This is a genomic window from Mycobacterium sp. NPDC048908, from assembly GCF_043197955.1.
Classification (GTDB): Bacteria; Actinomycetota; Actinomycetes; order Mycobacteriales; family Mycobacteriaceae; genus Mycobacterium.
In genome coordinates this window covers 18,945-45,183 of record NZ_JBICUE010000026.1, presented here as the reverse complement: position 1 = coordinate 45,183, position 26,239 = coordinate 18,945, and the positions used below count along the sequence as shown (strand labels likewise).

24 protein-coding genes and 2 pseudogenes are annotated in these 26,239 nt (G+C 65.2%); 19 read left to right on the top strand and 7 right to left on the bottom strand.

The genetic code is table 11. The features are described from left to right. On the bottom strand, positions 1-1,251 hold the full coding sequence (locus tag ACGFK1_RS32290) for a KasA/KasB family beta-ketoacyl-ACP synthase (RefSeq protein WP_393439672.1): 1,251 nt from the start codon (positions 1,249-1,251) through the stop codon (positions 1-3). A gap of 243 nt (positions 1,252-1,494) precedes the next feature. Between ACGFK1_RS32290 and ACGFK1_RS32285 the strand changes: the two genes are divergently transcribed. Continuing rightward, positions 1,495-3,093 carry an aldehyde dehydrogenase (NADP(+)) gene (locus ACGFK1_RS32285; RefSeq protein WP_393439669.1) on the top strand — a complete coding sequence of 533 codons (1,599 nt, stop codon included), beginning with the start codon at positions 1,495-1,497 and terminating at the stop codon, positions 3,091-3,093. 180 nt (positions 3,094-3,273) lie between these two features. Continuing rightward, positions 3,274-3,606 (top strand): hemophore-related protein, encoded by a 333-nt coding sequence (locus ACGFK1_RS32280; protein ID WP_393439666.1) that lies wholly within the window; start codon positions 3,274-3,276, stop codon positions 3,604-3,606. 12 nt (positions 3,607-3,618) lie between these two features. On the opposite strand, the gene ACGFK1_RS32275 is transcribed toward ACGFK1_RS32280, so the two are convergent. Further along, positions 3,619-5,181, bottom strand: a complete 1,563-nt coding sequence (locus tag ACGFK1_RS32275) for a serine/threonine-protein kinase (protein WP_393439663.1) — start codon at positions 5,179-5,181, stop codon at positions 3,619-3,621. Between the two features lie 233 nt (positions 5,182-5,414). On the opposite strand from ACGFK1_RS32275, the gene ACGFK1_RS32270 reads away from it, so the two are divergent. Genes ACGFK1_RS32270 through ACGFK1_RS32255 form a run of 4 tightly spaced genes read left to right on the top strand, consistent with a single transcriptional unit; the run spans position 5,415 to position 10,245 of the window. Then, positions 5,415-7,664, top strand: a complete 2,250-nt coding sequence (locus ACGFK1_RS32270) for an MMPL family transporter (RefSeq protein ID WP_393439737.1) — start codon at positions 5,415-5,417, stop codon at positions 7,662-7,664. 3 nt (positions 7,665-7,667) lie between these two features. Continuing rightward, complete coding sequence (locus ACGFK1_RS32265) at positions 7,668-8,729, top strand: type III polyketide synthase (protein ID WP_393439660.1); 1,062 nt, start codon at positions 7,668-7,670, stop codon at positions 8,727-8,729. Positions 8,730-8,731: 2 nt separating this feature from the next. Next, entirely contained in the window at positions 8,732-9,235 is a 504-nt protein-coding gene (locus ACGFK1_RS32260; protein ID WP_393439657.1) for an isoprenylcysteine carboxyl methyltransferase family protein, read from the top strand. Further along, positions 9,232-10,245, top strand: coding sequence for an NAD(P)/FAD-dependent oxidoreductase (locus ACGFK1_RS32255; protein ID WP_393439654.1), 1,014 nt, complete (start codon positions 9,232-9,234; stop codon positions 10,243-10,245). Before ACGFK1_RS32260 ends, ACGFK1_RS32255 begins: the two co-directional genes overlap by 4 nt. A gap of 49 nt (positions 10,246-10,294) precedes the next feature. Here the strand turns inward: ACGFK1_RS32255 and ACGFK1_RS32250 are convergent, their stop codons facing one another. After that, complete coding sequence (locus tag ACGFK1_RS32250) at positions 10,295-11,629, bottom strand: cytochrome P450 (protein WP_393439652.1); 1,335 nt, start codon at positions 11,627-11,629, stop codon at positions 10,295-10,297. A 212-nt stretch (positions 11,630-11,841) separates the two neighbouring features. On the opposite strand from ACGFK1_RS32250, the gene ACGFK1_RS32245 reads away from it, so the two are divergent. Both ACGFK1_RS32245 and ACGFK1_RS32240 read left to right on the top strand, forming a co-directional pair. Beyond that, positions 11,842-12,690 (top strand): cutinase family protein, encoded by an 849-nt coding sequence (locus tag ACGFK1_RS32245; protein WP_393439650.1) that lies wholly within the window; start codon positions 11,842-11,844, stop codon positions 12,688-12,690. A 14-nt stretch (positions 12,691-12,704) separates the two neighbouring features. Continuing rightward, complete coding sequence (locus tag ACGFK1_RS32240; protein WP_393439647.1) at positions 12,705-12,878, top strand: hypothetical protein; 174 nt, start codon at positions 12,705-12,707, stop codon at positions 12,876-12,878. A gap of 94 nt (positions 12,879-12,972) precedes the next feature. Here ACGFK1_RS32240 and ACGFK1_RS32235 read toward each other — a convergent pair whose 3' ends face one another. Genes ACGFK1_RS32235 through ACGFK1_RS32225 form a run of 3 tightly spaced genes read right to left on the bottom strand, consistent with a single transcriptional unit; the run spans position 12,973 to position 15,792 of the window. After that, positions 12,973-14,529, bottom strand: coding sequence for an AMP-binding protein (locus ACGFK1_RS32235; RefSeq protein ID WP_393439644.1), 1,557 nt, complete (start codon positions 14,527-14,529; stop codon positions 12,973-12,975). Continuing rightward, a complete protein-coding gene (locus ACGFK1_RS32230) occupies positions 14,526-15,389 on the bottom strand; it encodes an SDR family NAD(P)-dependent oxidoreductase (RefSeq protein WP_393439642.1) in 864 nt (287 codons plus the stop codon). The genes ACGFK1_RS32235 and ACGFK1_RS32230 overlap by 4 nt, the downstream gene beginning before the upstream one ends. 43 nt (positions 15,390-15,432) lie before the next feature. After that, positions 15,433-15,792 carry an Rv2640c family ArsR-like transcriptional regulator gene (locus ACGFK1_RS32225; RefSeq protein WP_393439639.1) on the bottom strand — a complete coding sequence of 120 codons (360 nt, stop codon included), beginning with the start codon at positions 15,790-15,792 and terminating at the stop codon, positions 15,433-15,435. Between the two features lie 101 nt (positions 15,793-15,893). Between ACGFK1_RS32225 and ACGFK1_RS32220 the strand changes: the two genes are divergently transcribed. The 8 genes and pseudogenes from ACGFK1_RS32220 to ACGFK1_RS32185 all read left to right on the top strand — a co-directional run bounded on the left by ACGFK1_RS32220 (position 15,894) and on the right by ACGFK1_RS32185 (position 21,641). Then, positions 15,894-16,364, top strand: coding sequence for an ArsI/CadI family heavy metal resistance metalloenzyme (locus tag ACGFK1_RS32220; protein WP_393439636.1), 471 nt, complete (start codon positions 15,894-15,896; stop codon positions 16,362-16,364). 47 nt (positions 16,365-16,411) lie between these two features. After that, positions 16,412-16,780 (top strand): ArsR/SmtB family transcription factor, encoded by a 369-nt coding sequence (locus tag ACGFK1_RS32215; protein WP_393439633.1) that lies wholly within the window; start codon positions 16,412-16,414, stop codon positions 16,778-16,780. Continuing rightward, positions 16,781-17,548 (top strand): MIP/aquaporin family protein, encoded by a 768-nt coding sequence (locus ACGFK1_RS32210; protein WP_393439630.1) that lies wholly within the window; start codon positions 16,781-16,783, stop codon positions 17,546-17,548. It begins immediately after the preceding gene. Next, positions 17,545-17,961: pseudogene (locus ACGFK1_RS32205) on the top strand (arsenate reductase ArsC); the annotation flags it as partial. The gene ACGFK1_RS32210 and the pseudogene ACGFK1_RS32205, both read left to right, overlap by 4 nt. 65 nt (positions 17,962-18,026) lie before the next feature. Then, positions 18,027-18,527 carry a hypothetical protein gene (locus ACGFK1_RS32200; protein ID WP_393439627.1) on the top strand — a complete coding sequence of 167 codons (501 nt, stop codon included), beginning with the start codon at positions 18,027-18,029 and terminating at the stop codon, positions 18,525-18,527. Positions 18,528-18,922: 395 nt separating this feature from the next. Further along, positions 18,923-19,716, top strand: a pseudogene (locus ACGFK1_RS32195) (DUF4239 domain-containing protein). A gap of 106 nt (positions 19,717-19,822) precedes the next feature. Beyond that, the gene (locus tag ACGFK1_RS32190) at positions 19,823-20,422 is read left to right on the top strand and encodes a TetR/AcrR family transcriptional regulator (protein WP_393439624.1); all 600 of its coding nucleotides are present in this window, start codon (positions 19,823-19,825) and stop codon (positions 20,420-20,422) included. A 367-nt stretch (positions 20,423-20,789) separates the two neighbouring features. Then, complete coding sequence (locus ACGFK1_RS32185; RefSeq protein WP_393439621.1) at positions 20,790-21,641, top strand: aspartyl/asparaginyl beta-hydroxylase domain-containing protein; 852 nt, start codon at positions 20,790-20,792, stop codon at positions 21,639-21,641. Between the two features lie 74 nt (positions 21,642-21,715). Here ACGFK1_RS32185 and htpG read toward each other — a convergent pair whose 3' ends face one another. Continuing rightward, positions 21,716-23,647 carry a molecular chaperone HtpG gene (htpG, locus tag ACGFK1_RS32180; RefSeq protein WP_393439619.1) on the bottom strand — a complete coding sequence of 644 codons (1,932 nt, stop codon included), beginning with the start codon at positions 23,645-23,647 and terminating at the stop codon, positions 21,716-21,718. A 1,248-nt stretch (positions 23,648-24,895) separates the two neighbouring features. On the opposite strand from htpG, the gene ACGFK1_RS32175 reads away from it, so the two are divergent. Genes ACGFK1_RS32175 through ACGFK1_RS32165 form a run of 3 tightly spaced genes read left to right on the top strand, consistent with a single transcriptional unit; the run spans position 24,896 to position 26,174 of the window. Then, positions 24,896-25,195: a hypothetical protein gene (locus tag ACGFK1_RS32175; RefSeq protein ID WP_393439616.1), complete on the top strand. Its 300-nt coding sequence runs from the start codon at positions 24,896-24,898 to the stop codon at positions 25,193-25,195. A 24-nt stretch (positions 25,196-25,219) separates the two neighbouring features. Next, a complete protein-coding gene (locus ACGFK1_RS32170; protein WP_393439613.1) occupies positions 25,220-25,732 on the top strand; it encodes a PE-PPE domain-containing protein in 513 nt (170 codons plus the stop codon). Further along, positions 25,617-26,174 carry a PE-PPE domain-containing protein gene (locus ACGFK1_RS32165; protein WP_393439610.1) on the top strand — a complete coding sequence of 186 codons (558 nt, stop codon included), beginning with the start codon at positions 25,617-25,619 and terminating at the stop codon, positions 26,172-26,174. Before ACGFK1_RS32170 ends, ACGFK1_RS32165 begins: the two co-directional genes overlap by 116 nt. Positions 26,175-26,239 lie beyond the last annotated feature (65 nt).

Genomic DNA, 26,239 nt, shown 5'->3' with positions numbered 1-26,239 from the left:
CTACGCGGCGCCGAAGACCAATGCGACGTTGTTGCCGCCCATTCCGAATGAGTTGGCAACGGCGTAGCGGTAGTTCGCGCGGGCGGCTTGACCGCTGACGACATCCAGTTCGATGTCCGGATCGAGTTCTTTCAGGTTGAGGGTCGGCGGCACGATGCCGTCGCGCAGCGCCTGCACGGTCAGCACCGCCTCCACCGCCCCGGCCGCCCCAAGCGAATGGCCGAGCGCGGCTTTGGGCGCGTACACCGCGGGCTTGTGCTCGCCGAACGCGCGGGCGATGGCCCTTGCCTCGGCCAGGTCGCCGTGCGTCGTTCCGGTCGCGTGGGCGTTGATGTGGTCGATGTCGGAGGCGGTGAGCCCGGCCAGTTCGATAGCGCGCGTGATCGCCGCAGCGGCTTGCTCACCGGTGGGATCCGGGTCGACGGCGTCGTAGCTGTCCGACGTGATGGCTGCGCCCATCACCCGAGCCAGTATGGGGGCGCCGCGCGCTTTCGCGTGTTCCTCGGTCTCGATCAGCAGCAGTGCGCCACCCTCCGCGAGCACCATGCCGTCGCGGTCCTTGTCGAACGGCCTGCAGGCTCCCTCGGGGTTGTCATTTCTCGTGGACAACAGGCCCGTCTGCCAGAACGACGCGACGGGGACCGCTTCGATATGAGTTTCCACCCCACCGCAGATCGCGATGTCAGCCTCCCCGAGCACGATCTGCCGCCACGCCTCCGCGACGGCCGCGGCGCCCGAGGCGTCGGCCATCACCGGTGAGATGATCCCGGCCTTGGCCTCGCGATCCAGTCCGACCGCGGCGGCGGGCGCGTTGGGCATGTACATCTGCACCGAGAGCGGCGACACCGCGCGCAGCCCCTTTTCCTTCCACGTGTCGTACTGCTCGGCGATCTCCTGGGTGCTGCCCAGCGCAAGGCCGATGGAGACCATCAGCCGCTTGGTGTCCACGTCGGGTGTGCCCGCGTTCTCCCACAGCCGCCGACCAAGGACCAGCGACATCTTCTGCATGAACGCCAGCCTGCGCAGCTCGACACGGCTGAGGTGTTCGTCGAAACTCTCCTGAAGCGAACCGCCGATGCGCACCGGCGATTCGAACTCCGGCACGAATGGCTTATCCAATTCGCGAATGCCGCTCTGGCGGTCGAGCAGGGACTGCCACGTCTTTTCCGCATCTGGTGCAAGCGATGTCGTCGATGCGACCGCGGTGACGACAACATCGGCGAATCCGTCGCCGGTACTCAACGGTGCCATGCCTGCTGGATTCCTTCGCTGCTCGCCGACCGTCTTGAGGTGCTCGACACCAGATTAAAGTCTTCGGGAGACGCCGACAGCCCTTCCCGTCATCTGTTCGTCGGGCGACATTGCGGGTTGTGTTTGCTCCGATACCCGCCGCCGTACCTGGCAAAACCGCTTGTCGCGCCACTTGGACAAGGGTGAGAACTGCTCCTACCGTTGCCGATGAGGACTTCGACAGGCGGGAAGGGCCGAATAACCATGACTGCAACGGTGCCCAGCACCTCACGGCTGACCGGTCAGATGCTGATCGCCGGCACGTCGGTGCGCGGATCTGGCACGCCGGTCCGCGGCTTCAACCCCTCGACCGGGCAGTCGATGGAGCCCGCCTACCTCTACGGAGACAGGTCCCATGTCGAGGCCGCCTGCGCCGCGGCAGCAGCGGCGTTCGCCGCGTACCGCTCGACACCATCGGAGCCGCGCGCTCGCTTCCTCGAGGCCATCGCGGCGAACATCGAAGCCATCGGCGGCGACGTCATCGCCCGCGCGGTCGCGGAGTCCGGCCTGCCCGAAGCCCGTATCACCGGCGAGGTCGGCCGCACCACCGGTCAGCTTCGGCTGTTCGCCGACGTGCTGCGCGACGGCGGGTGGAACGATGCCCGCATCGACCCGGCGCTTCCCGACCGGAAGCCGCTGCCACGCGCCGATATTCGGCAGCGCAGCATCCCGCTTGGGCCGGTCGCGGTCTTCGGAGCCAGCAATTTTCCGCTGGCCTTCTCCGTCGCCGGTGGCGACACCGCGTCGGCGCTTGCCGCCGGTTGCCCGGTCGTCGTGAAGGGCCACGATGCGCACCCGGGGACGTCGGAACTGATCGGCCACGCGATCACCGACGCCGTCGCCGCCGCCGGCCTACCCGCAGGGACGTTCTCCCTGCTGTTCGGCTCGGGACCCGAACTCGGCATCGCGCTAGTGACCGACCCGCGGATCAAGGCGGTCGGGTTCACCGGATCACGCACTGCCGGAACGACTCTTGTCGCAGCGGCGGCGGGCCGCCCGGAGCCGATCCCGGTATACGCCGAGATGAGTTCGATCAACCCGGTTTTCCTGCTCGACGGCGCCCTCACATCGCGCGGCGCGGATCTCGGCCGGTCGTTCGTCGGTTCGCTGACACTGGGCAGCGGCCAGTTCTGCACCAACCCCGGCCTGGTGATCGCCGTCGACGGTCCCGGCCTTGACGCCTTCCTCGGTGCCGCCCGCGACGCAGTCGCGCAGTCACCTGCGACGCCGATGCTGACACCCGGTATCGCATCGAACTACGCCACCGGCGTTGACACGCTGAGCACCGAAGCCGATCTGGTCGTGCGCGGTCGCACCGGCGACAACGAAACCTCCTGCCGTGCCGCCCTGTTCGCGACGGACGCCACGACATTCCAGTCATCCGAGGCGCTGCAGGCCGAAGTCTTCGGGGCTTCCAGCCTGATCGTGCGTTGCGCCGACGCCGCGGAGATGCGGGCGGTCGCAGAGCAACTCGAGGGCCAACTGACCGCCACCGTGCACGCGGACGAAACGGACTACGACGACGCCCGCAGGTTGGTGTCCCTGCTCGAGCTCAAGGCAGGCCGAATCCTGTTCAACGGTTGGCCGACCGGTGTCGAAGTCGGCCACGCCATGGTGCACGGTGGCCCCTACCCGGCCACGTCGGATCCCCGCACGACTTCTGTCGGTTCCCGCGCTATCGAGCGTTTTCTGCGTCCGGTGGCCTACCAGAACGTGCCGAAGACGTTGCTGCCCAGCGCAATTGCCGACGACAACCCTGATCACCTGTGGCGGCGCGTCGACGGCAGGCTCACACACGACTGACACCTCGCGGCGTGACGTCGAAAAATGTTGCTGTCTATCCACTTTCCCCAGGTAGTCGCTTTCCTTATCATTTGCTTGAATCGTCAATAACCGACATTTTGGCCCTGCTCGCGAGAGCTGTTCTGGCTCAACGAGAATCGACGATCTACGCGGTGGCCGCGGGCATGCTAGCGTGACTGCATGGTGTGGAGGGCGAAAGCGGTTGTCACCGCGGTCGGTCTGGCGTTTGCCGTCAGCGCAGGCGCCGGTGTCGCGTCCGCGCAGCCCGATGTGAGCCCGGTCGTGAACACCACGTGCACCTACGACCAACTGATCTCGGCGCTCAATGCCCACTCGCCGGCAGATGCCGCGCAATTCACCGGCAGCCCCGTGGCGGTCGGGTGGTTGAATTCATTCCTCGGGGCGCCACGCGACCAGCGTGAGCAGATGATCCAGCAAGTGCAGAACATTCCGGCCGCGGGGCAGTACACGTCGCTCGTCCTTCAGGTCGTCAACACCTGCAACAACTACTAGGCCCCGTCGCGGCTAGCCCGAGCCCGACGAGTACTCCAACGCCGGCTCGTTGGAATCAACGTGGCCGTTGCTGCGGATGGTCAGGTGATCGGGCCGCACCTCATAGCTCGCCCCGTCCTCCGGGTTGGTCACGTCGAAGCCGCCGCCGTTGGGCACGGCGTTGGACAGCCGGACGTTGGCGCCGTCGCGCAGTCGCTCGCCGTGGTAGTAGTAACTGCCCGAGGTCATCTGGCAGATGACAGCCAGCGATTGCGCGGTCCTGATCGCCGCCGCGGGCGTGCTTCCGGCGTCGCAGCGCGCCGCATGCCCGACGAATCCCTGTCCGTCCGTACCCGACACCCCAGGCAGCGGCGTCCCGCTGGTTGTCGGCGTCGTCGTGGTCGCGGTGGTCGCGGTCGGCGTTGTCGTTGTCGACGGCGAGACCGTCTCGGTCTGCGTGGTCACCGACGGCGGCGGCCCCGCCATGGTGGTCGGTGGCGGTGTCGCGGTTTCCTGGCGACCGTTGAACAGTTGCATCGCCAGCACCACCGCGACAGCGAACAGCAGGATTGTCGCCACCACCAGCGCCACCTGGCTGGTCTTGTACCGCGACCTGCGCGCCACTGGTTCAGCCGTTGGAATCGCAGGTGGCGGGTACGGGGTGTACCCGGTGCCCGCCGGATCGGCATACATCGCCGAGAACTGCATGGTCGAGACGGGCGAACTGGGCAACGGCGCGGGCGCGGCCGGCACCGGGCCGCCGGACAGCGCGGCCGTCGCCGCCTTCGCCATCTCACCCGCGGACGCGAACCGCTCGCCGGGCTTCTTGGCCATCCCCTTGGCGATCACGTCGTCGAACGCCCGCGGAATGCCGCGCCGCATGATGCTGGGCCGCGGCGGTACAGAGAACATGTGCGCGGTCATCAGCTGTCGCAGGTCGCCGGTCTCAAACGGCGGCCTGCCCGTCAGCATCTCGTAGAGCAGGCAGGTCAGCGAGTACACGTCGGCGGACGGCCCGACCTGTCCACCGCTGAACCGCTCCGCCGACATGTACGCGCACGAGCCGATGATCAGACCCGTCATCGTCATGCTGGCATCGCCGCCGCCGTGCGCGATGCCGAAGTCCACCAGATAGGCGAAATCGTCCGGCGTGAGTAGCACGTTTTCCGGCTTGATATCGCGGTGGACCAGGCCATCCGCATGCGCGGCATCCAGCGCGGCAGCGACCTGCGAGATGATGCGCGTGGCGCGGCCAGGATCGAGCGGCCCGTTCGCCCGCAGTTCGTCCTTCAGGCTGCCGCCCTCAACCAGCCGCATGTCGATGTACAGGACGCCGTCGATGTCCCCGAAATCGTGCACCGGGATGACGTGTGGCTCCTGCAGCCGGGCCGCCACGCGCGACTCTCGCCGGAAGCGTTCCTGATAGTTCGGGTCCGCGGCCATCTCTGCGCGCAGCACCTTGACCGCCACCGTGCGCTCCTTCACGGTGTCGTAGGCGCGGTACACCTCGCCCATCCCGCCGACACCGATCAGTGCGTTGAGCTCATAGGGCCCGAACCGGGTGCCCAGACGCGAGCCACCGTGTGCGGAGGTCATGCTCATCCTTTCGGTCCTAACCATTTCGAGCCCCGACGCGCAGTTTTACACCGTGTTCCCACATTGGATGCACGCATAACGTTGCCGAAAACGAAGCGCAGCAAAGCAACTGGCTTCGGCGCCACGTAGGTACCACAGTACGGACACCTGACCAGTGCCGCATGTCGCGGTGCAGTGAACGCTCGAGCGACGTCTTTCGTGTTAAGTACTACAGGACTGAGCGGAGGACGACGCTGCTGCACCGGATGGCCGTATTGGCCGTCGCCGCACCGCGACGGGTGATCGTGTTTGCGGTGCTGTTGACCGTCGCGCTCGGCGTCTTCGGGGTACCGGTTGCTAAAAGCCTGTCCGCCAGCGGATTCCAAGACCCGGCGTCGGAATCGGCCCGCGCGACCCGCGTCCTGACCGACAAGTTCCATCAGGGCGACGTGCGATTGCTGATCGTCGTCTCCACACCCGAGGGTATTGACAGCGCACCAGCTCACGCGGCGGGCAACGACATCGAAGACCGACTTCGTAGTTCGCCGCACGTCGCGCAGGTGACCTCGCCGTGGTCCGCACCGCCTGCTGTCGCGGCCGACCTTGTCAGCAGCGACCGCACCTCGGGGCTGATCGTTGCGGGCATCACCGGCGACGAGGGCCACCAGCAGCGCTATGCCAAGGAATTGTCCGATCAGGTGGCTACCGACCACTCCGCCCTCCCTGGCGTCACCGTCCTGGCGGGCGGCACCGCGATGGTGAACGGTCAGATCACCGAACAGTCACAGCGCGACCTGCTGGTGATGGAGTCGCTGGCGATCCCGCTGAGCTTTGTTGTCCTGGTCTGGGCGTTCGGCGGGCTGGTCGCGGCCGCGCTGCCGGTGGCCGTCGGGGTGATGTCGATCCTCGGCGCCCTTGCCGTGCTGAGGCTGATCTCGTTTGCCACCGACGTGTCGATCTTCGCGCTGAACCTCACCACCGCGATGGGGCTGGCGCTGGCGATCGATTACACGCTGTTGATGATCAGCCGGTTCCGCGACGAACTGGCCGACGGCGCAAGTCGCGACGACGCTGTGGTGCGCACGATGGTGTCGGCGGGCCGCACCGTTGTGTTCTCCGCGACGACCGTCGCGCTGTCGATGGCCGTCCTGGTCATCTTTCCCATGCACTTTCTGAAGTCGTTCGCCTACGCGGGCGTCGCGACGGTGACATTCGCCGCGCTGGCCGCGATCGTCGTCACACCCGCCGCGCTCGTGCTACTCGGTGATCGCCTGCGCGGTCGCATCAAGGCGCAACGGGTGCCGGTCGAGAAAAGATTCTGGTACCGGTCGGCGAGTTGCGTTATGCACAAAGCGATCCCGCTCGGGTTGGCGGGGGTGGCGCTACTGCTGTTGCTGGGCGCGCCATTCCTGAACGTGCGGTGGGGATTTCCCGACGACCGCGTGCTGCCAGCCTCTGCGTCGTCGCATCAAGTCGGTGACCGATTGCGACAGGACTTCGTGCACAACTCCGACGCCGCGGTCACCGTCGTCATCGACGACACCACCGGCGTCGGCCCCTCCGAGATCGGCCGTTACGCCGCCGACCTGTCCCGCGTGCCGGACGTCTCCGCGGTGTCGGCGCCGACAGGAACGTTCGTCGAAGGCAAGTGGGTTGGCCCGCCGTCCTCGCCGACCGGTCTGAATGCCGACAGCGCTTTCCTGACCGTCGACAGCTCGGCCGCGCTGTTCTCCGACGACTTCCAGACCCAGCTCGACCGGCTGCATGCCGTGCCGGGGCCCGCGGGTAACGCCGTCGACATGACCGGCCTGGCGCAGACCAACCGCGACAGCGTCGACGCGATCACCTCTCGACTGCCGCTGGTGCTCGGTCTCATCGCGGTCATCATGTTCGTGCTGCTTTTCCTACTGACCGGCAGCGTGGTCATGCCGCTGAAAGCCTTGGTACTCAACGTGCTTTCGCTGACCGCAGCGTTCGGCGCCATGGTGTGGATATTTCAGGACGGCCATTTCGGCGCGCTCGGCACCACACCCACCGGCACGCTGGTGGCCAACATTCCCGTGCTGTTGTTTTGCATCGCGTTCGGCCTGTCGATGGACTACGAGGTATTCCTGGTCTCGAGAATTCGGGAATTCTGGCTGGCGTCGGGGCGCACGCGCGCCGACAACGACGAAAGCGTGGCGCGCGGTATCGCTCACACCGGCCGAATCATCACCGCCGCAGCGCTGATCATGTCGATTTCCTTCGCGGCGTTGATCGCCGCCGAAGTCGCGGTGATGAAATTGTTCGGTCTCGGGCTGACTTTGGCGATTCTCGTCGATGCCACCCTGGTCCGGATGGTGTTGGTGCCCGCGTTCATGCACGTTATGGGCCAATGGAATTGGTGGGCGCCGAGATGGCTGGTCGCGGCGCACCGGCGACTTGGATTCAGCCAAGCCCACACACATGCCCAGCAACCACACAGAGGCGAGATCGAACCCACCGGGTCCGGGCCCCGTGTCTAGGTAATGAGTGTTATCGCAGCCGTACACGGCGTTGTCCCCCCGAACCGGTACAGCCAGGACGAGATCACCGACGCATTCGTCGCAAATCCCGCCTTCGCCGGGCATGAGAAGGTGGTGCGCGGCCTGCACCACAGCGCGAAGGTCAAGGGCCGACATCTCGTCCTTCCACTCGAGCGGTACCCGACGCTGACCGACTTCGGTGAGAGCAACGACTTGTTCATCGAGCACGCGGTCGAACTGGGCTGCGCTGCGTTATCGGGTGCACTCGAGGACGCTGGACTGCGGCCCAGCGACGTCGACTTGATCGTGACGACAACCGTGACCGGTATCGCGGTGCCGTCGCTGGACGCCAGGATCGCCGCACGCGTCGGACTGCGACCCGATGTGCGCCGGGTGCCGATCTTCGGCCTCGGCTGCGTGGCCGGCGCCGCGGGTATCGCCCGGTTGCACGACTATCTGCGCGGCGCCCCCGACGACGTCGCCGTGCTGGTGTCGGTCGAGTTGTGTTCGTTGATGTATGCGGCAGCCGAGCCGACGATGGCCACCCTTGTCGGCAGTGCATTGTTCGCTGACGGAGCGGCGGCGGTGGTCGCGGTCGGTGAGCGTCGCGGCCTTTTCGACGGCGCCGCCGGACCGGACGTGGTGGCGACACGGAGCCGGATGTACCCCGACTCGCTGGGGATAATGGGTTGGAACGTCGACGCTTCGGGTTTCCAGTTGGTGCTGTCGCCTGATCTGCCCGATCTGATCGAACGCTACTTCGCCGACGACGTCAGCGGCTTCCTGGCAGAACACGATCTGACCGTCGACGACATCGGGTCATGGGTGTCGCACCCAGGAGGCCCAAAGGTTCTCGAGTCGATCACCACCGCGCTCGGCCTCGACGACGACGTGCTGGAGTTGTCGTGGCGCTCGCTCGGCGAGATCGGCAACATCTCGTCGGCGTCTGTGTTGCATATCCTGCGCGACGCGCGCGCCAAACCTCCTGCACCGGGCACGCCCGGGCTGCTGATGGCGATGGGCCCGGGGTTCTGCGCGGAACTCGTGTTGCTGCGCTGGCACTGATCATGACATGGTACGCACTGCTGGTCACGGTGGTGGCGGTCGAACGAATCGCCGAATTGGTTGTCGCGCAACGTAATCTGGCGTGGAGTCGCGATCGCGGTGGCGTCGAGTTCGGTGCGCGGCACTATCCGGCGATGGTTACGTTGCACAGCGCACTGCTGGTGGGCTGTCTGGTGGAAGCGATGCACCGCCCGTTTGTACCCGGCCTGGGCTGGCCGATGCTGGCGTTGGTGCTCGCCGCGCAGAGCCTGCGCTGGTGGTGCATCAGAGCGTTGGGGCACCAGTGGAACACCCGGGTCGTCGTGATTCCCGACGCGCCGCGGGTGACGGGCGGGCCGTACCGGTACTTCGCACACCCGAACTACGTCGCGGTCGTCGTCGAAGGCATCGCGTTGCCATTGGTGCACACGGCGTGGCTGACCGCCGTGGTGTTCACGGCACTCAATGCGGTGGTGTTGCGCACCCGAATCGGTGTGGAGAACACCGCGCTTGCGAGCCTGCGATGATCGACCTGCTCGTCGCGGGCGGCGGGCCGGCAGGACTGGCCACCGCAATCTTCGGGGCGCGGGCAGGTCTCGAGGTCGTCGTCATCGAGCGGCGCGTCGGGTCGGTCGACAAGGCCTGCGGGGAGGGACTGATGCCGCACACCGTTGCGCTGCTGGACAGCCTGGGTGTGGAGCCGCCAGGGTCACCGTTTCACGGCATCACCTACATCGACGGCAGACACCGCGTCACCGGACTATTCCGCGGGAGTCCTGGCCGCGGCGTGCGTCGCACGGCGCTGCACACCGGGCTGCGGGAGGCGGCGACGGCGGCCGGTGTGCGGATCGAACACCGCGAGATCGGACCGGTGAGCCAAACCGCTAACTCGGTGCGTTGCAGCGGGTTTGAGTCACGATACCTGGCTGCCGCCGACGGTCTGCACTCGCCGATCCGCACCGCGTTGGGGTTGGCGCAGCCGTCGCGCGCGCGGCGCCGGTGGGGGATCCGCCGCCACCATGTGATGGCGCCGTGGAGCGACTGCGTCGAGGTGTACTGGGCGGACGATGCGGAGGCATACGTGACGCCGGTGGCCGGCGACTGCGTCGGGATTGCGGTGCTCACATCGCGCAAGGGCGGTTTCGATGCGCATCTGTCGGCGTTTCCTGCGCTGCAACAGCGAGTGAGCGGGCGGTCGCACGGGCCGGACCGTGCGGCGGGTCCGCTGCGGCAGCGGGTGCGAAGCAGGACGGCGGGGCGGGTGATGCTGGTCGGCGACGCGGCGGGATACGTCGACGCCTTGACCGGCGAGGGGCTCGGCATCGCGTTCGGAGCGGCGCAGCTACTGGTGGAATGTGTTGTGGCGGGGCAGATCGGAGAGTACGACCGACGTTGGCGCCACATGTCGCGGCGTTACCGGATGCTCACGGCAGCGGCGCTTCATGCGACTGGTTCACCGCTTCGGTCCCGGATTGTGCCTGCGGCAGAACGGTTTCCGAGGACGTTCGCGGGTTTGGTCAACGCGTTGGCTGAGTAGCCGAATTGCCCAGCTCTTGGCGACTTAGTCGTTGGGAGCGACATTGTCGCTACGAGGCGGGCACTGCGGCCTGCGCGGAGCGCAACGCCCGGACCCGGATGCGGGCGCCGTCGCGCGGGATCATGATCACGTGCTTGACCTTCTGCGCCTCGCCGGGCGCCGTCGTCGTGGTCAGCTCGACCCGACGGAGGATCTCCCGCAGCACGACACGTAACTCGACCATCGCGAACGTCGCGCCCAGACAGCGGCGGTTGCCGCCACCGAACGGAAACCACGTCGCCGGACTCAACGTCGCACCGACCATCCGGTCGGGATCGAATCGGTCGGCGTCCGGGTACACCTCGGAATCGCTGTGCACCAAGCCAATTCCGGGAACCACCATCACCCCGGCGGGCAACCGGTAGCCCGCGATCTCGACCGGTTCCTTCAGCACCCGGCCCACGTCGTACACGACCGGACGGATCCGTAACGTCTCCTTGGCTATTGCATCGAGGTACTCGTCGTCTCCGGAATCGGCGGCGCGCACCGCCTTCTCAAGGATGACGGGGTGGCGGGTCAACCGTTCCAGCGCCCACGACAGCGCGGTCGCGGTCGTGTCGTGACCTGCGACCAGCAGAGTCATCAACTGGTCACGGAGTTCCCGGTCGGTGAGCGTGCACCCGTCCTCGTCGGTGGCACGCACCAACATCACCAACACGTCGGTGCGCTCCTCGAGGTGGGGGTCCGCGCGACGGTCGGCGATCTCGGCATAGAGCAATCGATCCGCTTCCTGGATGCGCTCCCACAGCGTGCGCCACGGGCGTCGGGCCTGAAGTTGCGGGCGCGCGATCGCCAGCGACGCCCACTGTCCGACGGTGAGCAACTTCGGCATCACCGCCCTCAACGCGGCTAGTCGGGACGCGTCGCTGGCGCCGATGACGGTCCGCAGGATCACCTCGAGCGTGATCTCGGACATCTTCGGCGCCACCGCGAACGGTCGGCCCACCGGCCATCCGGCGATGTTGGCCGCCGCGATCCGCGCCATCTGCTCGGATTGCCGGGCTACCGCGTCGCGGTGGAACGGAGGCAACATCAGGCGGCGCCGGTCGCGGTGAACGTCGTCGTCGATCACCAATATCGAGGTCTCACCGAGCAGTCCGCTGAGCATCGCGTTGGCTTCACCGGCGTGAAACACACTCGGGTCGCCCGCGAACACCTTCTTGATCTCGGCGGGATCGGCCAGATACACCATCGGCGGCACGGTCAGCGCGCGAATCGTGAACACCTTGCCGTAACGACGACCGCACGCCTTGACGAACCGCGGCCAGTACCGGAGGAACACGATTGTCTGAAGCCACTTCGGGAGCCGCGGCCCCGGCGGCAACGCTGCCGCTATTTGACTCATGCCTAACAGGCTACGCTTGAGGGCGGCGGATGGGAACCGTTCGCTGTGCGCCGTCGTCACGAGCGGATTTTGCACACAGGGTTGTGAGCAACGTCGAGACCACGGCCATGAGCGCAATCTCGCCGAGCCAGCGCGCCATTCATTAACGCGGCGTTTGCCTTTCGTTTGATTCTCGGCAGGCCGCTGTCGCCGCGGTATGTCAGCATTGCTCGGTGCCGTCGCGCTATATCGCCGTTCTCATTGGTGCCGCGGCAGCAGCATGGCTGTCGCCGCTGACCGCACCACCACAGGCCTCCGCACTACCCTGTCCCGACGTCGAGGTCGTCTTCGCCCGCGGCACGACCGAGGACCCCGGTGTCGGTCCGACAGGACAGGCTTTCGTGGACGCGCTGCGACCGCGGCTAGGCCCACGGACGATGACGGTCTATCCGGTCGACTATCCCGCCACCATCGACTTTCCCACCGCGATCGATGGTGTCAGGGATGCCAGCGCACATGTCGAGGCGACGGCGGCGAACTGTCCCAATACCAAGATCGTGCTCGGCGGGTTCTCGCAAGGCGCCGCCGTCGCCGGTTTCGTCACGGCGAACGTGATACCGGACGGCGCGCCCGATGGGGTACCGAACCCCATGCCGTCCGACGTGGCCAACCACGTCGCGGCGGTCGCCTTGTTCGGAAAGCCGAACGCCCGCTTCATGCGTGCGATCAACGAACCGCAGATCGATGTCGGCCCGGCGTACGCGGCCAAGACGATCGACTTGTGCGTCCCCGACGATTTCGTCTGCTCGAACGGGCGCGACTTCAACGCGCACACACAGTACGTCGAGAGCGGAATGGTCGACCAGGCAGCTACTTTCACCGCCAATCACGTATTGGCCGCGTTGCCCCCCGCGCCACCGCAGGCACCGGCGCCAACCGCGCCACCGCAGGCGTCGACTCCTCCTCCACCCCCAGCGGACCCGGCGGCTCCTGCGCCGCCGCCGTACAACGCGCTTCGGCCGCTTCCGCCAGGAACATTGATGCGGTGTGACTCCAATTGCCACATCATCGGGCCCGCCTGACCGATAATTCTCAGATGACTGAGAACCGCATCGGCGCGGGCTCCGACTACGAGTACGACGAAGCACATGATGCGCTGACCCAACAGGAGGCCGCGGCGCCGCCGCACCATCGTGTTGACGCGCCGCGAGTGATACTGGATCCGGGCGGCGACTACGGATACGACGAGGCCCACGATTTCGGCGGCTGACGACATCGAAGAGATGCTCGTCAGCGTCCCACCCGAGGGCCTGACGGGCGTGCTGATGCCCGCGTTCATCGAAGACCGGATCGCTCCACCACGGTCAGTCTGATCCCGGCAGCTCGCTTCGCAGCACCTTGCCCGCGGGATTGCGCGGAATCGCCGCCACAATCCGGATATCGCGTGGCTGTTCGAAGCGGGATACCTTGTCCCTCAGATAGTCTCGAAGGTCGGCTTCCTCGATCGTGTTCTGCGGCACCACATATGCGGCCAGTCGCTCCCCGTAATCCGGGTCGGCGACACCGATCACCGCGCTGTCGGCGACGTCGGGATGCTCGGCGAGCGCATTCTCGACGGCACGCGGATAGACGTTCTCGCCGCCGGAGACGATCATGTCGTCCTGGCGCCCGACGATGAACAGTCGGCCGGCGTCGTCGAGGTAGCCCATGTCGCCGGTGTCCATCATGTCGCCGACGACGTCCTTCTTCCCGCCCCCGATGTAGGAGTCGAAGGTGAGGTCGCCGCCGACGAAAATACGGCCGGTGATGCCGGGACCGACGGGTCCGCCGTCGCCGTCGAGGATGGCCACCGGGCAACCCGCAACCGGCCTGCCGACCGTCTCCGGCGCCTGCCGCAGATCGGCTGGGGTGGCGAGCGCACCGATGCCGACCTCCGATGAGCCATAACCGTTGTAGATGACGTCGCCGTAAGCGGCCGAGAAGCGCTGCGCCAACGTCGGATCCAGCCGCGCACCACTTGATATCACCACTCGCAGCGACGGCAACGGGTTTCGCCGCCGCACCTCGTCGGGCAGGTCAAGTATGCGCGCGAGCATCACAGGCACCGCGGTCAACCCGTCGGCCCGCCAGGCAGCGGCCTGCTCGAGCACCCGTTCGGCGTCGAACCGACGCAGCGTCAACGCTGTGCCGCCCAGTCCGATCGTCAGTATCAGCACGCCGAACCCAAGGCCGTGAAACATCGGCACAGCGACAGCCATTCGTGATCCGATGCGCAAGCCGGTGCGGTCCAAGATGGTGGCGCCGACCCCCAACGCCGAGCCGATCTTCGGCTTGCGGGGCACACCTTTCGGGATGCCCGTCGTGCCGGACGTCAAGAGCACGATGCGGCCACCTGCCGCCACCTTGGGTCGTGAACCGCTTTGGCCTGGTTCGCACTTCGCGGCGTCCACCACGGTGACACCTTCGGTTGCTGCGATTTCGGAGAATTCCTCGTCGCACACGACGGCCGCGATCTTATGCGTGTCGATGGCCGAAGCGAGGGCTTCTGCGCGAAAGTCGGTATTGAGCAGCACGACGTCGGCGCCGACCATGGCCGCCGCGAACACCGCCGTCACGAAGCCGCGGCCATTGCGGCACAAGATGCCCACCGCCCGGCCCGCCTGGACGCCTCGTGCGCCGAGCTCACCGGCGAGTGATTCTGTCCGCGAGAGCAATTCGCGATAGCTCATCGCGCCGTCGTCGTCGACCAACGCGGTCCGGTTCGGCCACCGCGCCGCCGAGACCGCCAACAAGGTAAACGGATTCGTGCCGCCCCGACCGGCCGCAAGAACGACACCGAGCAACCCACGCGGACGCGGCGGCGTCAGCAATCGAGACTTCAGCAGCGCCCGAGCCGCAGTGGTCACCACGCGGTCGGTCATCTGCCGTCCGACTCTCGGGTGCGCCGGTACCAGACCTGCGTGGCCCGCTCCACCGGGCCGCGCAGCAGGACCGTGGTGGCCTCGGCGGGCCACACCCACCACGGCGCGATGGTCCTCGGCCGCTTGATGATCGCCCGTGCGACGATGTCGGCGGCCTGATCGGGATAGAGGCCGGGGACGTTGCGCAGACTCGGCGTCGGTTCGGTCATTCGAGTGTGGATCAACGCCATGTAGATCGACGTGACGTCCACCCCGTCGGCATGCAGTTCCGGCGCGACGCTGCGCAGCCACATGTCGAATGCGCCCTTGGACGCCTGGTATGCGCCCCACCGCGGCCCCGGTGGCACGCGCACACCGACGCTGGAGATGTTCACGATGTGACCGCTGCCGCGTTCGCGCATCGCGGGAAGTAGGCCGAGCAGCAAGTGAATCGGCCCCAAGTAGTTGATCCCGATGGTGCGGTCGAAGTCGCGGAGGCGGTCGTACTGCTGGTGCAACGGTCGTCGAATCGACTTGCCCGCGTTGCTGACCACGATGTCCGGCGCGCCGTGCCGATCGAGGATGTCGTCTACGAGTGCGAGGACGGCGGATTCGTTGGTCAGGTCCGCGGGTAACGCGACTGCGTGCTCGCCGCGCGCGGTGATCCACGCCGCAAGCGCGTAGAGCTCGGAGGCTGACCGTGCCACGGCCAGAACCGTCGCTCCGGCCGCGGCGAGCTTGACCGCGGTGGCGTTGCCCAAACCGTATGAAGCGCCGGTCACCAAAACGGTCTTGCCCGACACCGCGTCGCGGAGGCGACCCACATCTGACATCCGCGGTGGGTTGACCAGCCTGTCGACGACCTTGGTCGCCACGTTCATCGGCGTTGAATACCGCACGGGGACCCGCGTCAAACGACTGTCATCACGTACAGCAGTTGGGATCCAACACGCTGCACAGCGCGCCAAGGGCGTCACGGTGCGGGCGGTGGTAGACGTTCATGCCACGCCGATCCGATTCCACGAGCCCGGCCCGCCGAAGCTGGTTCACGTGGTGGCTGATCGTCGACTCCGTCAAGCCGAGCGCCTTCGCGAGATCGCCGCTGTTCTCTTCACCCGACGCGGAGCCGAACAGATAGGACATGATCTTCACGCGCGCGGGATCGGCGAGGGCTTTCAGGCGAAGCGCCACCTGCAGCGCGTCTTCATCGCTCATCGGGCCGGCGGCGACGGGCGCGCAACAGACCGGCGCGGACATATCGATGATCGGCAGCGCCTTCGGCATGCAGCCATGATGCCAGGACTATTGACATATATCAAAAAGGTGGGACGCTAGGACCAGCGCGCTAATTCGATATATGTCTCACAAGTGGGAAGGACTCCATCATGTCCCGTGTTCAGCTTGCGCTCAATGTCGACGACCTCGGCCAAGCGATCGCCTTCTACTCGAAGTTGTTCAACACCGCGCCGGCCAAGGTGAAGGAGGGCTACGCCAACTTCGCCGTGGCCGAACCGCCCCTGAAACTGGTGCTGATCGAAAACGCAGGCCAGGGCGGCACCATCAACCACCTCGGCGTGGAGGTGGAATCGAGCGATACCGTCCATGCGGAGATCGCTCGGCTCAGCGATGCGGGCCTGTTCACCGACGAAGAGATCGGTACCACATGTTGCTTCGCCCTGCAGGACAAGGTCTGGGTGACCGGCCCGGCAGGTGAGAAGTGGGAGGTCTACACGGTGCTCGCCGACTCCGACACGTTCGGCACCAGTCCGCAGCATGTCGAGGGGGACGGCAGCGGGACCGCCTGTTGCGGCGACCAGGCCTCCGACCCGACGGAGGCCGGCGCGTCCTGCTGCTGATTGCCGGACCTCTTGTCTACTGATTCGATGGCTGTCAATATCGATGGATGTCGAAGTCGCGGATTGCCATGAGCGTTGTTCCTGGCTGCGACGTCGCACCCCTGGTGTCCGAACCGCTGACAGCCGAGGCGGCCGTCGACCTGGCGGCGATGCTCAAGGCGCTGTCCGATCCCGTACGGCTTCGGCTACTCAGCGTGATCGCCAGTCATTCCGGCGGTGAGGCGTGCGTATGTGACGTCTCTGTCGGTATCGACCTGAGCCAACCGACGATCTCCCACCACCTCAAGGTCTTGCGAACGGCGGGGCTGCTGGACAGTGAACGGCGCGGCTCGTGGGTCTACTACCGCGCGATTCCCGAAGCGTTGCACAAGCTTTCACGCATATTCGGCGTCGGCAGTCTGGTCAGGGGCAGGTAATTGGACACCGCAGGGCTGTGGCGTCGACTGCTGGCCGAGTTCGTTGGCACCGCGCTGCTGGTGACCGTGGTGGTCGGCTCCGGCATCGCCGCCGCCTCGTTGTCTGCCAACGATGTCGGGTTGCAACTACTGGAGAACTCGACTGCGACGGTGTTCGGCTTGGCGGTGCTGATTTTGATGTTCGGTCCCGTCTCGGGGGCGCACTTCAATCCGGTCGTGACGGCGGCTGATTGGTTACTCGGCCATCGTTCGGGCGGTGGCATCTCGGCCGGCGACGCAACCGCCTACTGCGTCGTCCAAGTGATCGGCGCGGTGGTAGGGGCGTGGTTGGCCAACATCATGTTCGACCGCCGAGTGTTCGAACTGTCGGTCAAGGAGCGGATCAGCACCGGTCACCTTGTCGGCGAAATCGTCGCGACGGCCGGTCTGATCGCCCTGATCTTCACGCTGGCCCGCACCGGTCGGGTCGGGCTGTCGGCGGCGGCGGTCGGCGCCTACATCGGGGCCGCCTATTGGTTCACCAGCTCAACGTCTTTCGCCAATCCAGCAGTGACCGTTGGTCGCATGTTCTCCGACACGTTCGCAGGCATCGCGCCGAGCTCCGCGCCCGGGTTCGTCATCGCCCAGATCGTCGGGGCGCTTGTCGGCCTGGGATTGGTCGTCGCGCTCCACCCGGATGCTGTGCGGCTAGCCGACGATGCCGTCGTACCCCATCACCGCGCCGATTCAGCCACCGATCTGGGCGCCGACCGCAGGAGTTCGTCATGACCGACACCAAACCCACCGTCCTGTTCTTGTGCACTCACAACGCGGGCCGATCGCAGATGGCTCTCGGGTTCTTCTGCCACCTCGCCGGAGAAGACGCCGTCGCTTGGTCTGGCGGGTCAGCACCAGCCGACGAGATCAATCCGTCAGCCGTCAGGGCGATGGCCGAGGTGGGCATCGACATCACGGGCGAATTCCCGAAACCGTGGAACGACGAAATCGTGCAAGCTGCCGATGTGGTCATCACCATGGGCTGCGGCGACACCTGTCCGATCTATCCCGGAAAGCGTTACCAGAACTGGGATCTGCCTGACCCCGCCGGCCGCCCCATCGATGCCGTCCGGCCCATCCGCGATGACATCGAAGCTCGTGTCCGCCGCCTGCTCACCGAGCTCGGGGTCAGCGCGCGCCACTAGGCCCACCAGATCTCGCTGAAACACATTCGGCCACCCCGGGCCGGTGGGTCTGCAACACTCGGGCCATGACCCGACGTGGTCTGAGCGGTCTTATCTGCTTGGGTGTGGCGTCGCTGGCGCTCGCCATGCTGGGGTCGGCTCCGGCCTCCGCGGACACCGCAACCTGGAACGGCGAGTACGCGATCACCTTCATCGTCGGCCCGAAGTCCGGGACGAGCGTCGCGGCCGGTCAGCCCGAAGGGCAGTACACCGACACCTACGGGTTCAGCTCGAGCTGCTCGGGCGGCACGTGCACCGCGACGATCGTCAGCGGCCCTGCACCGAGAAACCCCACGGTGCCTCAACCCGTCCGATTCACTTGGGATGGGTCATCGTGGGCACAGAGCAGCGACTACCAGTGGGACTGCATGATGCCCGACACCACCATCGAATGGAATCCGGCACACACCGAGGTTCGGTACACGCCCCAGCCGGACGGGACACTTGCAGGCACCATGCACACCGAGATCTTGAGCGGTGCCTGCCAAGGCACACTCGACATCAACATGACCGCCGAGCGCGTGTAAGTCGCAGCCGAATCGGCGGCCTATCCCGGCGGATAGAAAACCCTTGCCGCCGAACCGTGAAATCTGGCTGTCCGGCGATTACGAACGCACCACCCGGTGATGACCATTGAGCTACGCCCGAAGCCGGCCTCGAAGGAATGGAGCTCACCAATGTCTGAGATTGCGACTCACGCGGCCCACAGCGATACCGTCGACTGGCGCCAACTGGCGGACGAAGTTTTCCCGGCAGACGCGCTACGGACAACGCGCCAGCGGACAATCCAGTGGCAGTGGTCGAACCAGGCCTCTGACGCGAGCGTGTGACGGTCAGGCGCTTTCCAATAGTTCCGATCGCACATTCCTAGCCGCACCGCCCACCTACAGTCGGGAAGTTGTCGGGTGGGAGGAGCGCAGCTTTGAGCCGTTGGTTAGTGAGCAATCTGCCCTCGTGGCTTCTCCTGCTGGGAACCGTCGTCGTCATCGCCGGCGCAGCGATGCTGGTCCAGCGTTTTGTTCGTCGCCGCTTTCCCAACCTTCGAGGCGAGGAGCACAACGACGTCACGCGGTTCGCGTTCGGGGTCGTCGGTTTCGTGTTCGCGTTCTTCATCGGATGCGTGGTGTCGGCGATGTGGGGGCAGATCAATGACGCGGACGGTCGCGCGCGGACCGAGGGAACGGCCAGTGTGCAACTCGCCAAGGACGCGATGGCATTCGAAACCGCGGACAGGGACCGGGTCCGGAAAAGCCTGTTGGAATTCGAACAGGCGGCCGTGGCCGAATGGGTGGAGGTCGCGAACGGCGGGTCCTATCCGCAGGCCGACGACGCACTGGCGCGTCTGAACGCTGCGTACGACCAAGTTCAGGCACGCACCGACGCCCAAAAGGCCCGCCTCGCCGCGTCCTATTCCAACCTCGACGCACTCAGTAAGGCACGCGCAGAACGAGTGTTGCAGGCGCGCACGGACATTGGACCGCCATGGTCGTTGTGGGCAGTGATCATTCTGACCAGTGGGCTGTTGCTCGGCGGCGCGATCGTCTACGCGTCGAGAACCCCGCCACGCACTCCGCGATGGTCGCAATCCTCGGCGTGCTCGTCGGTGTACAACTGTTCCTCGTAGTGGAGTTGTCGCACCCTTTCATCGGGGAGATCGCGACCTCACCGGAACCGCTGCGCGAAGTCGTCCACATTCTGACGACAAACCCAGCCTGAGCCGGTCATGACCACGTAGTGGTTCCGCTGACATGTTCGCGATAATCAGCGAATGTTTGTCACGCGCCGATCCATGCGGGCAGCGCCGTCGCGGCCAGGTTGTTGAATGGCGGCGCCGCGGAAAGCCAAGGCCGATGACGGAGGTACTCGGCGCCGACTCATCGAGGCCACCGCCCAGATCATGCACGACGAGGGTTACGCCGCAGCCACGTCACGGCGGGTGGCGGCGAAGGCAGGCGTCCGGCAGCCTCTCGTCCACTACTACTTCCCGACGATGGATGACCTCTTCCTTGCCGTGCTGCGCGAGGGCGCGGACGCCGCGCTGGAGCAGATGCGTGCCGCGCTGACCAACGACGACCCGTTGCGTGCGCTGTGGGCAGTCAACAGCGATCACCGTCGGACCGTTCTGAACACCGAATTCATGGCACTTGCCAACCACCGCAAGGCAATTGGCGTCGAGCTACACGCCTATGCCGAACGCGTGCGAGACATCGAGACCGCGGCCGCCACGGTCGCGTTGCGCGGCCATGGCATCGACTTGCACACCTACCCGCCGATCGTGGTCTCGATGCTGATCGCACAGATCGCGCGAAGCCTCTGCAACGAGGAAGCTGTCGGCGTCACGCTGGGGCACGACGAGATGCGCCGCTTCGTCGAACGCCAGATCGACGCACTTGGCACGGCATCCACCGCCTCAGACAGCTGAGTTCGATCACCCCTGCGTCCTGCGCATCCGTCGGTGCTTCCTGTCGATCCCCAACCGGTACCACCGGCGCCCCCGGACTTCATCGATGGAGCCGGCATGACGTGGCTCCAATGCGCTGATCCCATCGAGACCAAGCCGCTGGTCTACGACTTCCCCGCGAGGAGGATGCCCAGCGGCGGGCAGGGCAACTGCCGATGTCTGTTCGGATAGGAGACATGTGCCGTTGCTACGAGTCGGGCTTCGTCGCCTGGGTCCAAGCCGCCTGCAACTGGCGACGCGGTTTTATGTGCCCGTTCTGTCGACGCTGGCTTGCACCGGGCAGACCGCCGAACTGTGCGCCGTGCCCCTCGCGGTATAGGATGCACGGGTGCCTGGCAAACGGGTGCAGCGGGTCCGTAGTGCGATCGCTTGGCGGATGCGAGCACTGTTCCAGAGTCTTATCGCCCGCACACCGTCCGGGGGTACCGAGTTTTTCGAGCCCGATGAGTTTCCGTGGATCGCGGACGTGGAAGCTCGTGCCGACGAGATCAGGGAGGAACTCGACGGCCTGCTCGCCCGCGTCGATCAGCTCCCCAACTACCAGGACATCCAAGAGGAGCAGCGCAAACTTACCCAGGATGACCGCTGGAAGATCTTCGGCTTCTACGCGTACGGGACCCGCGACGACGGCAACTGCCGGCGATGCCCACGTACCGCTGAGATCGTCGAATCGATCCCCGGCATGATCACGGCGTTCTTCTCCGTGCTGCTCCCCCACAAGCACATCCCGCCTCACACCGGACTATGGAAGGGAGTGCTGCGCTATCACCTCGCGCTACGCACGCCGGCCGACGAGACCGCGGCTCGTATCCGGGTCGGTAGCCGCATCGAGCACTGGCGTGACGGTCGCAGCCTGATCTTCGACGACACGTTCGAGCACGAAGTCTGGAACGACAGCGACGAGATCCGCGTCGTGCTCTTCATCGACGTCATTCGCAAACTACCGTGGTACCTAGCGGCACCGAACCGCGCGTTCATCGGCGCCATTCGAAGATCACCGTTCATCACGCGTGCGGTCGCTAACAACGCGAAGTGGCAGGAGACGTTCGAGGCGACAATGAGCCGGCCAAGCCCGACTGTTGATCCGTCGCGTCCGGAAGTAGGCGTGCGAGTAGCAGCCGGCCAGTGTGAGCCAATTCGGCATGCCGGTACTGCACGGCGGCAATATCGCGTGACCTGACTGCACAGACATGCTTGGCGTGGTCGGCTGTCTCGCGACATAGTCGACACCTCGGTCTGTCGAGAGGTCACCGCCTAAACCGTCCGTGCCAACCGATCTGCTACCAGCTCTGCGAACCGTGCGGGATCTTCTAGTACGCCGCCTTCAGCCAAAAGCGCTGTGCCGTATAACAATTCGGCTGTCTCGGCGACCGAAGGATCATCACTGCGGCTTTGGTGGGCTTGCCGCAATCCGGTGACCAGCGGATGATTCGGGTTGACTTCGAGAATCCTCTTGCTCATGGGAAGGTTCTGTCCCGAGGCCCGATAAATGCGCGCGAGTGCCGGTGTGATGTCCAAGGCATCGGTGATCAGGCAGGCCGGCGAGTCGGTCAAGCGGGTGGAAAGCCGCACCTCCTTGACGTGCTCGCTCAGGGTCTCCTTCAACCAGCTGAGCAGGTCGGCGAATTCCTTCTCCTGCTCTCCCCGTTCGGCCTCGTGCGCGCTTTTTTCCGCTTCAGAATCAAGGTCGACCTCTCCCCTGGCTACCGACTGCAGCGGCTTGCCGTCGAACTCGGCGACGCTTCGTACCCAGACCTCGTCGACCGGATCGGTGAGCAGTAAGACCTCATAGCCCTTGGCCTGAAACGCCTCGAGGTGCGGTGATTTCAGGATCTGTTGACGCGTCTCTCCGGTGGCGTAGAAGATCTGCGTCTGGCCGTCCTTCATGCGCTCGACGTACTCGACGAGCGTGGTGGGTTCGTCGTCGCTGCGCGTCGAGGCGAACGAGGAAACTCGCAGCAGGGTGTCCTGGTTGTCGAAGTCCGATACCAAGCCCTCTTTCAGGACGGCGCCGAACTGCGTCCAGAAGGTGCGGTAGTCGTCCGGTCGCTCCGACTGCACATCCTTGATCGTCGACAGGATTTTCTTGGTCAGGCGACGACGAATCGCCTTGATCTGCCGATCCTGCTGCAAAAGTTCGCGGGAAATGTTGAGGGACATGTCTTGCGCATCGACGACGCCCTTCACAAAGCGCATGTATTCGGGAAGGAGTTGATCGCAGTCGCCCATGATGAACACGCGCTTGACGTACAGCTGTATGCCGATGTGGGCGTCGCGGTTGAAGAGATCGAATGGGGCGTGCGAAGGGATGAACAGCAGGGCTTGGTACTCAAAGTTACCCTCGGCCTTCATCGCGATGACTTCGAGCGGGTCGTCCCAGGCGTGCGCGATGTGCTTGTAGAACTCGTTGTACTCCTCTTCGGAGACTTCATCCTTAGGCCGAGCCCACAGCGCCTTCATCGAGTTGAGGGTCTCGGTTTCGACTGTGACCGTGTCTTCGCCACCCTCATCGCCGGCCGGAGTCCGATGCTCGATTTGCATCCGAATGGGCCAGGCAATGAAATCGGAGTACTTCTTGACCAGATCGCGAAGCTTCCACTCCGAGGTGTAGTCATGCAGCTCGTTTTCGACGTCCTCGCGCTTCAGGTGCAGGGTCACCGACGTTCCGGGTCGAGCGTCGTCGACGGATTCGATGGTGTACGTGCCGTCACCGCTCGATTCCCACTTGGTGGCCTCACTCTCGCCGGCTTTGCGGGTCAGCAACTCCACCCTGTCGGCCACCATGAAAACCGAATAAAAGCCGATACCGAACTGGCCGATCAACTCTGCTGAAGCGGCCGCGTTCGTCGCCTCGCGCAACTGCTGGCGAAGCTCGGCGGTACCCGACTTCGCCAGAGTGCCGATCAGATCCACGACCTCCTCACGCGTCATCCCGATGCCGTTGTCCCGAATGGTCAGGGTGCGGGCATTCTTGTCCGCCTCGATGTCGATGTGCAGATCGGAGACATCGACGTTCAGGTCCTTGTTCCGGAACGCTTCTAGCCGCAACTTGTCCAGTGCGTCGGAAGCATTCGAGATTAGCTCGCGCAGGAATGAGTCCTTATTGGAGTAGACCGAGTGGACCATGAGATCCAGCAGTTGTCGCGCCTCAGCTTGAAACTCCAACTGCTCGACACCGCCGTTCATGGGACTCCCTTCTCGACATCCGATTTCAATCTAGCGAGAGGGCGGACACGCGACGCAGAAGTCGTTGATTGGCGGTCTCTTGCTCCGACAAACATGGACATGAACCGGTCGGGTGTTTGGCGGGTGCGACCGGAGGCAGATAACTCGCGTCATGAACAACCAGTCGCCTCATAAACAATCGGACCAGTGTGCGCCAACCCGTCGTTACCGTCCGGCTCGACGGTGAGGGGGTCGATTGAGTGGCCGAAGTTTTTTCGGGCGAACTCAATTCGTGGGTAGATGTCGCCAGCTCATCTTGTGTCCTCATGAATATGGTTACGACGAAAGTTACTGCCGGGTGCGAACCGCTGGCCCCTGCTGTTCGTGGTTGTGAGTAGGGCGGTCACCGCGGGCGACACGAGCGGGTCTCGCGGTGACAGCGGGTCGGTGTGCGCCTCGGCGCCCCGACGCCGGAGCTATTGCACCCGGCCCGCGCCCGCCCGCACATTCGGGGGGCAAGGTTGAAACGGTCCCTCCCGTCCTATGCATTGCGGGCTAACGGGTCGGACAGGTACCCGGCGTATCTCGCGGGATCTCCAGCGCATCGCGTTCGACGTGAATAGCCCTGCCATCGCGCAGTTTCGGCCGCCTCGACCAGCGAGGAATCGTCGCCGCGGCCCCTCTGGGTTGCTGGCCTGGTTGGCGCGTAGACGCGGACATATTCGAACGCTCACCCAGCGCTGGCGTGGCTGGGTCTATGTCGTGCCAGGTCAAACATGTGACGTGGCGCAGTTGCTTTGCGAACAGGGCAACATCGTGATGGCGGTTCAAATTTGCTTGCGCAACGTTAATATCCGAGTCGGGCGACCTAGGCTAGCTTGCCTTATCGCCGGTAGCCCGTCAGGGCCAACCGCACGGTCGGTCAAGGCTTTGTCCTCGTGGCGTGGGTTGCTGCCCGGCGGCCCAGCGCCCATCGCTTTCTTGATTGCGTAACCAAGCGTCTCGGTAAGAGGGATTTCTGCGAGTGACCTGTGGACGTTGTTGACATACTCACACGGCCAACCGCAAGCGCCCTGCCCAGCAACCGAGGCGCGCGCCGTGCAACAACCGAAGAACAACTGAAGCAGCCTGGGGTCGGCTGCCGAGACAGCTTGTGCCCGTGGCGTCTCCACCGGCGTCACCACTAGGGACGCTCCACTCCTCAGCAGCGCCACCGCACCACACTACGAGGACCCAGCAACGAACAACGTTCTCAGCGAAGAGGGCACCATGACGGCATACGGACGTTGGGGTGCCGCAGCGTATGTGCGGCGCACCACCACGCGGATGACGATGTCCATCGGCCTCGCCGTGCTGGTGGTGATGGCCCCGGTCATGCCATTGTCGACAGCGTCGGCGTCATCCTCGGACAGACCGCCGCCCGACAGAACCGCCTTGATCCTGGGCACCAGCGGCGTCCCGACGCCCGACGACTTCTACGTCGAGACGGTCAAGCACCAGTTCATCGCGCCGACTCATCCAGGCCAGGACATCAACTACGTCAAAGTGACAACGCCCGAGGAGTTGTAGCCTCTCGGGGGGATTGGTCGTCTCGTGCCGCTGCTCGGGATCGGGGCCCCAGAGCTTTTCGGGTTTGGCGGTCCGGCCTGGGACGTGCCGTGGTGGAAACTTCCGGGGCTCTTCGACCTCACCCTCAATCAATCAATCCTGCAAGGGGTCAGCGACCTTCAGCAGGCGATAGCCGCACAACCCGACGACGATCTCGTGATCTACGGCTACTCGCAGAGCGCGCTCATTGCGAACCGGGTGAAGCGCAAGCTCGCCGAGCAGTACCCGGCGGGAACCAAGGCCCCCGACATCGACTTCGTGCTCGGCGGTGACGAGAATCTGCCCAACGGCGGCCTTTTTGCCCGGTTCCCGGGCCTCTACATCCCGATCCTTGATTGGTCGCTCAAACGGCCCCGCACCGACCGACACCCAGTTCGACACCGTGGAAATCAACCGGCAGTACGACTTCATGGGCGACTTCCCGCTGTATCCGCTCAACGTCGTCGCCGACCTGAACGCGTTTCTGGGCTTCCTCTATGTGCACTCGTACCCGTTTGACGTCAGCCTGGCTTCCGATGCGTCGACGTCGCCGACTTTCCAAGGCACCCATGGCGACACCAGCTACTACTTTTTTGAAACCGAGGACCTGCCGTTGTTCGGCCCGCTGCGGAGCCTGGGGGTCCCAGAGTCGATGATCGATGTGGTCGAGCCGTTCTTCCGGGTGCTCGTGGACCTCGGCTATGACCGCAGCATCCCGCCGTGGGAGCCCACGCCGGCGCGGCTGATCCCGCCGCTCGACCCAATAAAAGTGGGCACCGATCTGGCCAACGCGATCGGCGAGGGCTTCAACAACGCCATCGCTCTGGTCGGCTTGCCGCCGCTGCTGAGCATTCCGGCGCCACCGGACACCCCGAAGTGCAAAAGCGGATGTAGGTGCCGACCTCGACGGGACCGTCGAACCGAACCGAGCAGACGACCTCGACCGGACCGCGGCACATGACGTCGAGGGCAATATCGAGCGGAACCTAGTAGACGACCTCGACGGGACCGTCGAGCGGAACCGAG